Origin of the sequence: Bacillus testis, from assembly GCF_001243895.1 — a bacterium.
GTDB classification, from domain to species: domain Bacteria; phylum Bacillota; class Bacilli; order Bacillales; family DSM-1321; genus Bacillus_AD; species Bacillus_AD testis.
In genome coordinates, this window is record NZ_LN851186.1 from 878,249 (window position 1) to 891,726 (window position 13,478).

The following is a 13,478-nucleotide window of genomic DNA, read 5'->3' on the forward strand; positions in this document are numbered from 1 at the left end:
GAGGACGATGCACATTGCTGATACCGAGTATTTGTGACGGTTATTTCGAATCACTTTTACTTTCGTCCCATGATCAGCGCGGCTTGCTTTAAAATGTCATTTTCCATTTGTAGCTGTTTCAGTTCTTTGCGTATCTTCATTAATTCAGTTTGTTCAGGTGTACGATTGTCTGCTTCCTTAAAGGAACCAGCCGTTCTGCTTTGCTTCACCCACTTATCTAGGGCAGACGGGGTTAGCTCATATTCAGTGATAATCTCTTTTCGTGGTTTTCCATTCTCATATAGTAATACAATTTGTTTCTTGAAATCTTCGGTAAATGTTCGTCTCGATCTGGTCATATACAACGCTCCTTAACTAAATAGGTAATGGCAGACTTGTTAAATAGAGTGTTCACCCCGTCACTTGACATGGAGCCTCTACTGGCATGGCTGAAAAGCCAGACTGCCAGTTTATCAAACTGGCAAGCCACGTCAGGCTACCATGCCAGAACCTCCATATAAAGTGACTAGTACAGCTTTTTCCATCTTATAGGGAAGCTATACTCAAAATAAGGATTTTGTCCGCCACACCTTAATTTTTTTGTCCAGTTAAGTGTTGCCTATCCATAATCGCATTTATATTCTGGACAACACAAAATATATTATTAGATAAAAAGCTAAAGAAAAAATATTCTTCTAAAGAAAATGGCGGAGTTAGAGGTGAGCAATAATGGATACAGCACAAATCTCTAATATTTTATTAGAAATATTTTATACGATGATCGGTTTGTTCATGGGGATTACGATGATATTTACCTTAAAAGATAAAAACCATAAAACAAGAATTGGTACAGCATTGTTTTGGGGGATCGTAGCAGTCGTTTTCATATTAGGAAACTATATTCCAAGTACAATAGTGGGTTTATTAGTGGTTGGGATAGCCATTTTATCAGCTACAAAGCAAATAAATATGGGAACGTTAAAACAATTAGATGAAACATTTGCAACGTTAAAAGCTGATAAATTAGGGTTGAAAATATTCGTCCCTTCTCTGTCAATTGCACTAATAGCCATGCTTGTGGCATCTTTTACAAGTTTTCCAGGAACCGTTGCTATCGGTATGGCAACAGTATGTGCTTTAGTACTAACATTTGTCTTAACTAAAGCGACGCCAAAAGAGCTATTAGAAGATACACATAGAACCTATCAATCTATAGGATCATTTGCGATTCTGCCTCAATTACTAGCTTCCTTAGGTGTATTATTTACCACAGCAGGAGTAGGCGATAAAATAGCTTCCATAATATCAACTGTTATACCTACAGGTAATGAATTTATAGGTGTAGCTACTTATTGCATCGGGATGGCCTTATTTACAATTATAATGGGTAATGCATTTGCAGCATTTGCGGTTATAACTGCAGGAATTGGTGTACCGTTTGTTTTTGCTATAGGAGGAGACCCTTTAATCTGTGGTACCCTTGCATTGACAGCAGGATACTGTGGGACGTTGTTAACACCTATGGCTGCTAACTTTAATATGCTTCCGGCAGCATTACTTGACCTAAAAGATAAAAATTCAGTCATAAAGGTACAAGCTCCTTTAGCCCTAACATTATTAGTTGTTCATATATTCTTAATGTATATTTTAGGATTTTAAAATCAACAAGGCTTGAGTTTCTACTTATGTATCTACGTTTGTGCTGCTAGTGCTTAGAAACGGGATAAAACATTTCAATAGGAGAGACAAACAATGAAAGTATTATTAACAGGATTTGACGCATTCGGTGGGGAGCCAGTAAATCCAGCGGAAGAAGCTGTTAAAATGGTAAGTGACAATATTAATGGGGCTGAGGTTATTAAAGTAATTATCCCTACAGTTCAAACTAAATCCGTTAAAGCAATCGAGAATGCGATCGAAAAACACAATCCGGATATCGTAATATCTGTAGGCCAAGCTGGAGGAAGATATGACATTACTCCTGAAAGAGTGGCGATCAATCTGGATGATTTTAGAATAACAGATAATGAAGGGAACCAACCAATCGATGCAGTCATCCAATCAGATGGCCAACCAGCATATTTCTCGAATTTGCCAGTAAAAGCGATGGTCAAACACATGAATGAACATAACATACCAGCAACGTTATCCAATACGGCAGGAACATTCGTATGTAACCATGTAATGTACGGAATCCTTTACATGATCGATAAGAAATACCCTCATATAAAAGGCGGTTTTATACACATTCCTTATATGACTTCGCAAGTGATGAATAAGAAGAATACCCCATTTATGTCATTGAATGATATCGTTAAAGGCTTAGAGCTTGCTATTGAAGCTTGTGTTATTTATGACAAAGATATCAAAGCGATAGGCGGAGAAATTTGCTAATGAAAGGGATCAATCTTTTTGTTTATGGAAGTTTAAGAGAGGGCTTTTTTAACTATAATAAGTATTTAACTAATAAGGTCATTGAGAAAAAAGAGGCCAAGTTAAACAATATGAAATTACATCATTTGCCCTATAAAGGGTATCCTGCTATAACTTTTGGTGAAGATGTTGTAATGGGAGAAATAATGGTGCTAAGCGAAGACCATTATGAGGATGCAATGAAAGCCATGGACGAAATGGAAGGGTTTATAAGTGAAAACAACCCGGAAAATGAATACCATAAAGTCATTATGGAAGTTGAAAACCTTCATACGAATAAAAAAGAAAAATGTTTTGTTTATTTCTATAATAAAGATAGAGATCCACTTTTTGATAGTAGGGCCATTTATATTCCCCATGGCGATTGGAAAGAATATATGATAGGCGGTAATCTAAAAAAAGGCTTATCTTACAAACTCTTAGAAGCTCAGTGAAGATTAAAATGGGGACAGCGAAAAATAGAACGCAAGAATTACCCTGCTATATGTGACGAAAAAATGAAATTCGCTCCCTAAAAAATTCCCCATCGACACCAACCCGAGTTCTTATGATTGTTTGATTGCCCACTAGATTTCTTGTCCTCACTCAAGTGATTGGGCAGAATTCTTAGCGCCAGTTGAACGGAATAAATAAATATAAAAGGCGGTCCTATATGCTAAGGACCGCCTTTTATACTATGGAATGGGAGTGCTTAGGCAGCAATAGATTTTTTCTGGTATATGGTGTATATCTGTCCCTATATATAGAACTGGATATTGCAAGCCTGCCTGATAGATGCCCATTGTTTCGTTTGGAAAGTGTGGCAGAACAAACGTACATATTTCAATATATAGTCTTTTGCCTTTCCTCTTCCTGATAGGCTCACATATATATACATTACATATGGGACAAGAATGCTAATGGCTGATTCCATAACTGCCCAAAGGAAAGGAGTGACGTCGTTTATGGACATTTACATTATATGGCCGGTATTTGTGTTTATAGCAACTTTGGTCGTTATTTTTTGGAGGCCGAAAAACATTAATGAAGCATGGCCGGCGTCAATCGGTGCCAGTCTTATTCTTTTGACAGGCATCGTTTCAAAAGAAAATATTATCAGTATTATCCATAATATAGGAGGAGCTTCTATAACAATCATGGCCACTATGGTTATGGCGGTCATACTAGAAAGTTTTGGCTTTTTTCACTGGGTGGCAGCAAGACTGGTGACAATGTCAAAAGGGTCGGGTTATCGGCTTTACTGGCTGATCCAATTGATGTGTTTTCTAATGACCTTATTATTCAATAATGATGGAAGCATTTTGATCACCACCCCTATTCTTATTTTACTCCTCAGAAATCTTCGTCTGAAAACCCATCAAAAGATACCTTATTTACTAAGCGGCGCACTTATTGCTACTGCGTCCAGCGCTCCAATCGGGGTCAGTAATATCGTTAATTTAATTGCTCTAAAAATTATAGATATGAGTCTCTATATGCACACAGCTATGATGTTCATACCTGCTTCCATGGGTTTGCTCTTTATGTCTGGACTGATGTTTCTGCTCATAAAGCCTAAGCTTCCCAAGAAGTTGCCGGAAGTTAGCTATGATATGGAACATTTCTTTTTTATTAAAAACTTTCATCCATTAAAGGGGCAGCTCTCTGTAGAAACAAAACGGCAAAGGACCAAATTCATGCTGAAGGTATTGCTGTTCGTCTTTGTAATTCGCTGCCTCCTTTTTGTCGCTTCCTTTCTCTCCATTCCTATCGAACTAGTCGCAGTGCTAGGCTCTATCGTATTGCTTGCTGTCCGCTGGCATTATCTTCGCAAGAATCCTTTAGACATACTGAAGAAGATTCCTTGGCACATTCTTATATTTGCTTTCTCGATGTATGTCATCATTTACGGCCTCAACAATGCAGGACTGACGGATTTGCTAGTTAAGTTATGCGAACCAATCGTTAATCAAGGTTTAATGCATGCCAGCTTAGCAATGGGAGGCTTAGTGTCTGTTCTGTCAAATCTATTCAATAATCATCCGGCTTTGATGATTGGGACGATTACATTGACAGAGATGGGATTGGACCCTTTAACTCTAAAAACCATTTATTTAGCCAATATCATCGGCAGCGACATTGGCTCTCTATTGCTGCCAATCGGTACATTAGCCTCCTTGATATGGATGCATATCCTAAAGCAAAACAAAGTGAGGGTGACATGGAAGGATTATTTAAGCTTAAGTATCATTGTCATTCCGCTTACTGCTATTCTTACTTTATATTTATTGTTCTATTGGGTGCAGTTGATTTTTTCGCAATAGAAGAGATAGATGCAAATATCTCCCAGCCTAAAGGTTGGGAGATTTAATGGTTTAAAAGCTTCCTATCTGTTTCTACCCATGTGCATGATTGCCGTCATGCCAAATGACAGAACGCAGATATCGGTGTATGCCTATGAAAGGCAGTTCGATTGTTTCAAAAATGATCACATAGAATTTTAGATGTGAACAATGTGTGAACTGTGAATAAAAAAAGGTGGATTAGTGAACTTTTTCGCAAAATGATATTGCTTTTTATATAGGGCAGAGATATAATAATTTCTGTTGAAAAAATACAAAGTTCGACAAAAACTGAATCATGCGGGTGTAGTTTAGTGGTAAAACCTCAGCCTTCCAAGCTGATGATGAGGGTTCGATTCCCTTCACCCGCTCCATACATAGCTACTAACGCAGTGTTTCGTTACATAGGAGAACGAAGCATTGCGTTTTTTATTATGTTCTGCGGCTATTTTTGATTGAAGCTGTATAATCATGCTATGATTTGCTAATGGATAGAGATTTACCGTGAAAGGGGAGGACCACGTGGATTATACACAATTGAAACAGGATTTAATTTCTTACAGTAAAGAAATCGGCATCGACAAAATAGGGTTTGCCTCGTCTGATCCTTTTACGGAGTTAAAGGACCGTTTGATTCGCCAACAAGAGCTTAACTACCACTCAGGCTTTGAAGAGCCTGATATCGATAAACGTACAGATCCCGCAAGGTTATTCGAAAAACCGCGAAGTATTGTAGCGATTGCCTTAGCGTATCCATCGAAAATGAAGGATCATATACAAGGGAAAAAAGGGGAACGAAGAGGTATTTTCTGCCGTGCTTCCTGGGGTGTCGACTATCATATCCTGCTGAGGGAAAAATTAAAGATGCTGGAGGATTACTTGGCTCAGCGGGTACCGGAAGTACGTACCCTGTCGATGGTGGATACGGGCGAATTGTCCGATCGTGCTGTTGCCGAGCGGGCCGGGATCGGCTGGAGTGCTAAAAACTGTGCCATTATTACGCCGGAATTTGGCTCGTATGTATATTTGGGGGAAATGATCACGAATATACCGTTTGAACCGGATGAGCCGTTGGAAGACCAGTGTGGCAGTTGCACAAAATGCCTTGATATCTGTCCGACTGGCGCTTTGGTGAGCGGTGGGCAGATTAATGCTAAACGCTGCATTGCTTTCCTGACACAGACCAAAGAACCCTTGCCTGAAGAATTTCGCAAAAAAATTGGGAACCGCGTATATGGATGCGACAGTTGCCAGACGATCTGCCCTAAAAATAAGGGGATGGATTTCCATCTTCATGAACGGATGGAACCGGAGCCTGAATTGGCTAAGCCTCTCCTTACACCGATTCTCCATATGAGCAATCGCCAGTTCAAGGAAACATTCGGCCATGTATCCGGCGCATGGCGGGGGAAGAAGCCAATTCAGCGCAATGCCATCATCGCGTTGGCGCATTTTAAGGAAGAATCGGCACTTGGGGATTTAATAGAGGTATTGCAAAAAGATGCCCGGCCTGATATCCGCGGAATAGCGGCTTGGGCGATAGGCAAAATCGGTGTAGAAGAGGGATATCAAGCGCTGCGGGCGGCCCTTGAAACAGAAAGCGATGAATATGCATGTGAGGAAATAAAGAAAGCCTTAGAGCAACAGTGATGACTGTTGCTTATTTTTGGGCCTGTTCTTACTCCTGCTTCAAAACGAATTCGAAGAAGGATAAGTGGGAGATCAAACGCTAGTAAGAACACTCCGCCAATCAAAGTTTTACTTTATCCATTTCCTTCATATAAGTGTAGGGAAGGGAGAGGGAAGCTTTTGAAAAGAGAATTGCGTCAATTATTGCAACAAAAATGCAATAGCTTGGTCAATGAAGAACAGCTTGGGGACTCTCCGCATCGAAAGCAGAGAGTTTGGCAGCAACGCGAAGCGAAGCTTTTGTCTATCCGCTGCAGAGCAAAAATTGAAAGCATACAGGATGGAGATCGTGGCAGAGAAGCTTATTATCGCACGAGATGGCAGTATTTCCTTAAGCATCATGATCATTTTTATATCGAGGAAAAAGCGGGAATAGAACGGGCGATCCTTGCGGAAGACGATTGTCTGATTGAGGTGCCAATTGAAAAAATGGCGATTGATGAGGATTTTACATTCGATGCACAAAATGGCTTGAAGAGGCTGGCTTTTCGTTATGACCGGTTAAAGGCTGTGCAGTATGCCGAAACATGGTGGGACAGCTATAATCCCGATTATCAGTATTTCGAGGTCGATTGCACAAATTATATCTCTCAATGTCTTCATGCCGGCGGGGCTCCGATGAGAGGGATGGGCAATCGTTCGACTGGCTGGTGGTATACAGGTTCTTCCTGGAGCTACAGCTGGTCAGTCGCCCATGCGCTGAATCTGTATTTAGAGCACAGCACAATCGGGCTGCGAGCCGAACGTGTTTCCTCACCCGAGGAATTAATGCTTGGCGATATTATCTGTTATGATTTTGAGGGTGACGGCAGGTTCAATCATAACACGATCGTGACGGGAAAAGATGGGGCAGGCATGCCGTTGGTAAATGCCCATACAACCGACAGCCGGATGCGCTATTGGTCGTATGAGGATTCCACTGCTTATACGCCAAATATCCAATACCGGTTTTACCACATCTTAGACGATGAATAGGACCCCTTGTTAAAAGCATGCTATAATAGAAAGATATGAAATTTGAAGTAATTTTTAGAGGTGAATAAAAGGTGGCAATACATGTAGTTCTATATCAACCAGAGATTCCGGCTAATACGGGAAATATCGCAAGGACTTGTGCAGGAACGGACACAACGCTCCATCTGATCCGTCCGCTTGGCTTTTCGACCGATGACAAAATGCTAAAGCGCGCAGGATTGGATTATTGGGAGCATGTTAAGATTTTTTACTATGACAGTATAGATGAATTCTTTGAGAAAACAAAGGGTGGAGAGTATTTCTTCATTACGAAATTCGGCAAAAAAACGTTTACGACCTTCGACTATAGCGATGTGTCCAAAGATTATTATTTCATTTTTGGACGGGAGACAAAGGGATTGCCGAAAGAAATTATTGAACAGAACATGGATACATGCTTGCGCATCCCAATGAACGACAATATCCGCTCCTTGAATCTGTCCAACACAGCGGCCATCCTGATCTATGAAGCACTGCGCCAGCAGAATTATATTCACTTGCATTAACCTGGGCGATAAGCTCAGGTTTTTTCTTATATGCGTTTGTTTCAGGGGGCGGGCCATTTAAGGGAATAGAAGTCCCGATCAGAGAAACAATAATGATATCTTTCAAAAAAAGGAGGATTTCGTTGATTACTGTCGGAGATGTTATGAGTAATCCAGTGATTTATTGCACTACGCTGGATAATGTATATGAAGCTGCACTTCTGATGAAAGACCACGGAATCGGTGCAGTCCCTGTTTATGAGGATGGCTCACTGATCGGCATCATTACGGACCGGGATATTGCCATTCGGGGTGTAGGAAGTAAACATCCAGGTTCAACTAAAGTGACTGATATCATGAGCGAGGGAATGGCAACTATTTCGTCGGGTGAGTCATTGGATGAAGCAGCATCCTTAATGGCCTCTAGGCAGGTAAGAAGGCTCCCGGTTATTGAAAATGGAGAATGCGTCGGCATACTTTCGCTTGGTGATCTTGCCCGCCATATGGACGGCTCTGCAACAACAGCCGGGGTTTTAAAGGATATATCACAATCATAAAAGGACAAGAGGCGTCGGCCTTCTTGTCCTTTTGTGATTGCTGGGGTAAATATTGAGCTGAAAAGGGCTCCAGTCCCTACGCCGCTAAACGGTCACTTCCGCTTTTCGGTGTTGTCTAGCTCCGAACACCCAACGGCTAGGGGACTTCACCCTTTTCTTCTACGATAAGTCAACATCGGTTCGTACCTCACCGTGTTTCCTATATCTCAAAGAGAAAGGGCTCCAGTCCCTACGTCGCTAAACGACCGTTTCCGCTTTTCGGTGTTGTCTAGCTGCAGTGACCAGGGACTAGCAAACTTCACTCTTTTCCCTACGATAAGTCAACATCAGCTCCCTACGTTCGCTGTGTTTCCTTTATCTCAGGAAAAGAGCTCCAGTTTGTACGTCCCTAAACGGTCACTTCCGCTTTTCGGTGTTAATTTGTTGGTTTGTCGTTGTAGCCTGCTGTGAAGATGGCTGTTAAGAAAGATAAGCTTACTAAACAAATGATTACTAAACCCATGGTTATTCCTCCTTTTGATTTGATTCTAATTGGCACTAAGACTTCCGTTTCATGGGAAGACGAAGAAGTGCCAGTAAGAAGCATCGATTGGTTCAACTAATGATCGGTGGGGATGAAAAAAATTCCTCCACCGATTAAAGTTTTGTTTTATCAAATAAATCCATTTTTTACATATTTTTATTATAGCGGATATCACTGTCTCCGAAAAGAAGGGTTATGCAATTTTGCCGGGAAGGATGGCAAAAAGGTGAAGAAGGATTTCGGCAAGAGAGTTATCATCTTCATAGGCAAGTGTGCATACAGTATTAAGAAACATCCCTGATATAAAATACAGAGGAGGTTCCTTATGGATATTTTACGCAAAATTGAAAGACATAGAGAAGAAGAGCAAAAGCTTAAGTGGGAAGGTACCTTCGCAGATTACTTAGCATTAGTGAAAGAACGGCCCTGGATTGCTCAGTCTGCACATTCGCGTGTATACAATATGATAAAAGATGCCGGTATTGAAGACGTTAATGGCCAACGGACATATTCCTTCTTTAGTAATCAAATGTTCGGTCTGGAAGAATCCCTTGAAAGGCTTGTGGAGGAGTATTTTCATCCGGCTGCTAAGCGCCTTGATGTGCGAAAAAGAATTCTCTTGTTGATGGGACCGGTAAGCGGCGGGAAATCGACACTTGTCAGCCTAATCAAACGAGGCCTTGAAAAGTATTCTCTCCAGGATCACGGAGCTATTTATGCCATTAAAGATTGCCCGATGCATGAGGATCCTCTTCATTTAATCCCCCAGCATTTGCGTAATGATTTCTATGACGAATATGGGATCCGTATAGAAGGGAATCTTTCCCCGCTAAATGTGATGAAGCTTGAAGAGGAATATGGCGGCCGTATCGAAGACGTTATGGTTGAACGGATTTTTCTTTCAGAAGACAAACGGGTAGGAATTGGGACTTTCTCTCCTTCTGATCCTAAGTCGCAGGATATTGCCGACCTGACAGGCAGTATCGATTTTTCGACGATCGCTGAGTTCGGCTCCGAATCAGACCCTCGCGCCTATCGTTTCGACGGAGAGTTGAATAAGGCAAACCGCGGCATTATGGAGTTTCAAGAGATGCTGAAATGTGATGAAAAGTTTTTGTGGCATCTGCTTTCCTTGACTCAGGAAGGAAATTTTAAGGCTGGGCGGTTTGCTTTAATCTCTGCTGATGAATTGATTATTGCCCATACGAACGAAACTGAATATCGTTCATTCATTTCCAATAAGAAAAATGAAGCGCTCCATTCGCGGATTATCGTTATGCCTGTGCCTTACAATCTGCGGGTCAGCGAGGAAGAAAAAATATATGAAAAAATGATTGGCGAGAGTGATGTCAACGATGTCCATATTGCTCCGCATACGCTGCGGGTTGCCGCTATGTTCACCATACTAACCCGATTGAAAGATCCGAAGAAAGGCGATATCGATCTAGTGAAGAAGATGAGATTGTACGACGGTGAAAATGTTGAAGGCTTTAATAGCGCAGACGTTGAAGAGATGAAAAAGGAGTATCAAGATGAAGGAATGAGCGGCATTGATCCAAGATATGTCATTAACCGCATTTCCTCTACCATCATCCGCAAAGAGGTGGCATCCATCAATGCATTGGATGTACTCCGAAGCTTGAAGGAAGGGCTTGATCAACATCCTTCCATCACTTCCGAGCTGCGCGAGAAATATATGAATTATATCTCGTTGGCCCGTAAGGAATTCGATAATATCGCCAAGAAAGAAGTGCAGAAAGCCTTTGTTTATTCATACGAAGAATCAGCCAAAACGCTGATGGATAATTATCTTGATAATGTAGAAGCCTATTGCAATAAGTCCAAATTGCGCGATCCGTTGACAGGGGAGGAAATTACACCGGATGAAAAGTTGATGCGATCGATTGAGGAACAAATCGGTATTTCAGAAAACGCTAAAAAGGCATTCCGCGAAGAAATATTAATCCGCATTTCTGCATTTGCTAGAAAAGGAAAGCGATTTGATTACAATTCCCATGACCGCCTCCGAGAAGCAATCCAAAAGAAATTATTTGCTGATTTGAAGGATGTCGTTAAAATCACCACCTCTTCTAAAACGCCTAATGAGGAGCAGTTGAAGAAAGTCAATGAAGTGGTGGCAAGACTGGTGAATGAACATGGCTACAATACCACGTCCGCCAATGAATTGCTGCGGTATGTCGGCAGTCTGTTGAACCGTTAAATTAGCTATGGTAAAAGTTTACAACACTCTCGGGCGGGTATAGAAGCTTAGGGGTGAAGAGGTTTGGAAGAGGGAATGAAATCACTGAAAAAGAACGTTGTACCGGAGAACAGTTCAATGGCTTCGGATATGAAGCAGGTTAAGGAGCTTGGCAAAGAGATGGAACGAATGGATACGGGGCAAGAGTTGCAGGAAGAAAAGCATCTTTATACAGATCCTATCCAAGAATTGAACGGCCAGGAAAAATAGGCATCCCAATGGGGTGCCCATTTTTTGTATCTTTTTGCCTGTGGGTACTACGGATAATTACAAGCCTACTTCATACACTACTAGTATTGACTTAATATGATGGAGTGTACACAAAATGAGAAAATACGTTTATGCAGGATACCTTTTGTTAATGCTTACTGTTGGGCCGATTGCGGGTAGTGTGGGTGCAGAGGGCCAAAGCAGGGCAGATTATGAACAATCGGGCAAAGTGATATGGGAAGGCAAAACAGAAAAAAAGATAGTGGCTCTTACTTTTGACGATGGCCCCCATGAAATTTATACCCCGCAAATCCTAGATATTTTAGCGAAACATCACATGAAGGCGACTTTTTTTGTTTCAGGCTCTAAAGTAAGCCGGCATCCTGAAATCCTTCGCCGGACTTTTGAAGAAGGCCATGAAATCGGCAACCATAGTTACAACCATATTTATAATCGGCGGATTACATCGGCTAAACTCGAGTCAGAGCTTTTAGAAACAGAGAAAATCATACATAAAGTTACAGGGCAAAAGCCTACCCTCTATCGGCCGGTTGGGGGGTTGTACAATAATATGATGGTTGAAACAGCCGTCAAGAATGGCTATAGGGTCGTTCTATGGTCATGGCACCAAGATCCAAAAGACTGGCGAAGCCCCGGCGCATCTACAATAGCTAATCATATTATCAAAAATCTCCACCCTGGGGATATTATTTTACTTCATGATTGGAGAAGAAATCCGCAAACGGTCCAGGCGCTGGAACAAATTACGGATTTCTTAGACCGTGAAGGATACCAATGCGTCACGGTTTCACAAATGATTTATCAATCGAATCCTTCTATTCCTGAATCCTTTTTTCAATCAGTCCAATAAGAAAAGGAGAACCCGGTTGGAAGGAATGATCAGAGGATTGGCTGACAATTTGTTTGATTAAGAGCCTTAAGCTGTTTTGTCTTCTTTTATCACAGATTAAAAAATTGAAAAATCAGGAAAAGTTTTCTATACTTGACGGATATAGGGACTATTTGTTCATTTGGAATATAAGACTATCTGCTGATTTTAGGAAGACAAGCATGCTGGAAGGTGATGAGATGAAGAGAATAGCCGCCTTTTTTACAAAAAAAAATATGACGATAATCATTGTTCTTTTTGTTTTCATTGTTTGTGCTGGAGTTTCTCTCGGAAAATATTTGCAAAACATCATTCTTAAGAGCAATGATCGATCAGTCAAGATGGTTGAGCCTGAAAAAGAAGAATTGTCCAGTGCAGCGATTGAACAGCTTTCAAATGACCGTTTTCCAATGGACGTTCCATTAGTGCAACAGATGCCAGAGCTACCCAGAGGTTGTGAAGTAACGTCACTCACAATGCTGCTTCAATACATGGGGCACGTTGTTGACAAAATGGTATTGGCTAAACAAATCGCACATCAGCCTTATAATGATAATGGATTTCGAGGCAACATGCATACCGGATTTGTCGGTAACATGTATACATTTGACCAACCGGGATTGGGCGTTTTTGTTGAGCCTATTATCCAATTGGCACAAACCTATGTTGGGCAAAATAATGTGATTGATTTAACGGGAAGTAGCCCGTCCAAGTTGTACGAGTTGCTGGATAAAGGCATTCCTATCTGGGTTCTTACCAATGTTCAATTTCAGCCGCTTTCAGACGCTGAGTTTCAAACATGGAAGACGAAGGAAGGACCAATGAATGTGACGTATAGCCAGCACAGTGTTATATTGACGGGGTATACCGCTGACCACCTTTACGTTAATGACCCTCTACAGTCTAGAAAAAATAGGGTCATTTCGCGCACGGCATTTGAAAAGTCTTGGATCCAAATGGGCAGCCAGGCAATGGCCATTACAGAAGAGTAAAAGTCTCATCATTGGTTTTATCTATTTCTTGATGCCCTAACACCATTGGATTCGGAGTTAATAATGATAAATTAAAAAGGACAGATAAGCAGGATAAATGCTCTATCTATCCTTTTTTGTACTACA

General features: G+C 41.2%; 12 protein-coding genes, 1 tRNA gene and 1 pseudogene. 13 read left to right on the forward strand and 1 reads right to left on the reverse strand.

All coding sequences use genetic code 11. The features are described from left to right. Positions 1–338: pseudogene (locus tag BN1765_RS04880) on the reverse strand (transposase); the annotation flags it as partial. A 370-nt stretch (positions 339–708) separates the two neighbouring features. Here BN1765_RS04880 and BN1765_RS04885 point away from each other — a divergent pair. From BN1765_RS04885 to BN1765_RS04945, 13 genes are all read left to right on the forward strand, one after another. Next, a complete protein-coding gene (locus BN1765_RS04885; RefSeq protein WP_050614077.1) occupies positions 709–1,638 on the forward strand; it encodes a DUF979 domain-containing protein in 930 nt (309 codons plus the stop codon). Between the two features lie 93 nt (positions 1,639–1,731). Beyond that, positions 1,732–2,373 carry a pyroglutamyl-peptidase I gene (gene pcp / locus BN1765_RS04890; protein ID WP_050614078.1) on the forward strand — a complete coding sequence of 214 codons (642 nt, stop codon included), beginning with the start codon at positions 1,732–1,734 and terminating at the stop codon, positions 2,371–2,373. Continuing rightward, positions 2,373–2,846, forward strand: a complete 474-nt coding sequence (locus BN1765_RS04895) for a gamma-glutamylcyclotransferase family protein (protein ID WP_050614079.1) — start codon at positions 2,373–2,375, stop codon at positions 2,844–2,846. Before pcp ends, BN1765_RS04895 begins: the two co-directional genes overlap by 1 nt. A 510-nt stretch (positions 2,847–3,356) precedes the next feature. After that, positions 3,357–4,715, forward strand: a complete 1,359-nt coding sequence (locus BN1765_RS04900; RefSeq protein ID WP_050614080.1) for an arsenic transporter — start codon at positions 3,357–3,359, stop codon at positions 4,713–4,715. A 318-nt stretch (positions 4,716–5,033) separates the two neighbouring features. After that, a tRNA-Gly gene (locus tag BN1765_RS04905) sits at positions 5,034–5,107 on the forward strand. 148 nt (positions 5,108–5,255) lie between these two features. Next, positions 5,256–6,383 (forward strand): tRNA epoxyqueuosine(34) reductase QueG, encoded by a 1,128-nt coding sequence (gene queG, locus BN1765_RS04910; protein WP_050614081.1) that lies wholly within the window; start codon positions 5,256–5,258, stop codon positions 6,381–6,383. Positions 6,384–6,542: 159 nt separating this feature from the next. After that, positions 6,543–7,397, forward strand: coding sequence for an amidase domain-containing protein (locus BN1765_RS04915; protein ID WP_050614082.1), 855 nt, complete (start codon positions 6,543–6,545; stop codon positions 7,395–7,397). A gap of 71 nt (positions 7,398–7,468) precedes the next feature. Further along, positions 7,469–7,942, forward strand: a complete 474-nt coding sequence (gene trmL / locus BN1765_RS04920) for a tRNA (uridine(34)/cytosine(34)/5-carboxymethylaminomethyluridine(34)-2'-O)-methyltransferase TrmL (RefSeq protein ID WP_050614083.1) — start codon at positions 7,469–7,471, stop codon at positions 7,940–7,942. 122 nt (positions 7,943–8,064) lie between these two features. Continuing rightward, positions 8,065–8,478: a CBS domain-containing protein gene (locus BN1765_RS04925; RefSeq protein ID WP_050614084.1), complete on the forward strand. Its 414-nt coding sequence runs from the start codon at positions 8,065–8,067 to the stop codon at positions 8,476–8,478. Between the two features lie 848 nt (positions 8,479–9,326). Beyond that, complete coding sequence (locus BN1765_RS04930) at positions 9,327–11,222, forward strand: PrkA family serine protein kinase (protein WP_050614085.1); 1,896 nt, start codon at positions 9,327–9,329, stop codon at positions 11,220–11,222. A 63-nt stretch (positions 11,223–11,285) separates the two neighbouring features. After that, the gene (locus tag BN1765_RS04935; RefSeq protein WP_050614086.1) at positions 11,286–11,471 is read left to right on the forward strand and encodes a hypothetical protein; all 186 of its coding nucleotides are present in this window, start codon (positions 11,286–11,288) and stop codon (positions 11,469–11,471) included. Positions 11,472–11,586: 115 nt separating this feature from the next. Then, the gene (locus BN1765_RS04940) at positions 11,587–12,342 is read left to right on the forward strand and encodes a polysaccharide deacetylase family protein (RefSeq protein ID WP_050614087.1); all 756 of its coding nucleotides are present in this window, start codon (positions 11,587–11,589) and stop codon (positions 12,340–12,342) included. Positions 12,343–12,542: 200 nt separating this feature from the next. Next, positions 12,543–13,352, forward strand: a complete 810-nt coding sequence (locus BN1765_RS04945; protein WP_230199499.1) for a C39 family peptidase — start codon at positions 12,543–12,545, stop codon at positions 13,350–13,352. The last annotated feature ends 126 nt before the right edge of the window (positions 13,353–13,478 follow it).

Coding starts and splice junctions, on each gene's coding strand:
- BN1765_RS04885 (WP_050614077.1), top strand. CDS start 709: ATGGATACAGCACAAATCTCTAATATTTTATTAGAAATATTTTATACG.
- pcp (WP_050614078.1), top strand. CDS start 1,732: ATGAAAGTATTATTAACAGGATTTGACGCATTCGGTGGGGAGCCAGTA.
- BN1765_RS04895 (WP_050614079.1), top strand. CDS start 2,373: ATGAAAGGGATCAATCTTTTTGTTTATGGAAGTTTAAGAGAGGGCTTT.
- BN1765_RS04900 (WP_050614080.1), top strand. CDS start 3,357: ATGGACATTTACATTATATGGCCGGTATTTGTGTTTATAGCAACTTTG.
- BN1765_RS04930 (WP_050614085.1), top strand. CDS start 9,327: ATGGATATTTTACGCAAAATTGAAAGACATAGAGAAGAAGAGCAAAAG.
- BN1765_RS04940 (WP_050614087.1), top strand. CDS start 11,587: ATGAGAAAATACGTTTATGCAGGATACCTTTTGTTAATGCTTACTGTT.
- BN1765_RS04945 (WP_230199499.1), top strand. CDS start 12,543: ATGCTGGAAGGTGATGAGATGAAGAGAATAGCCGCCTTTTTTACAAAA.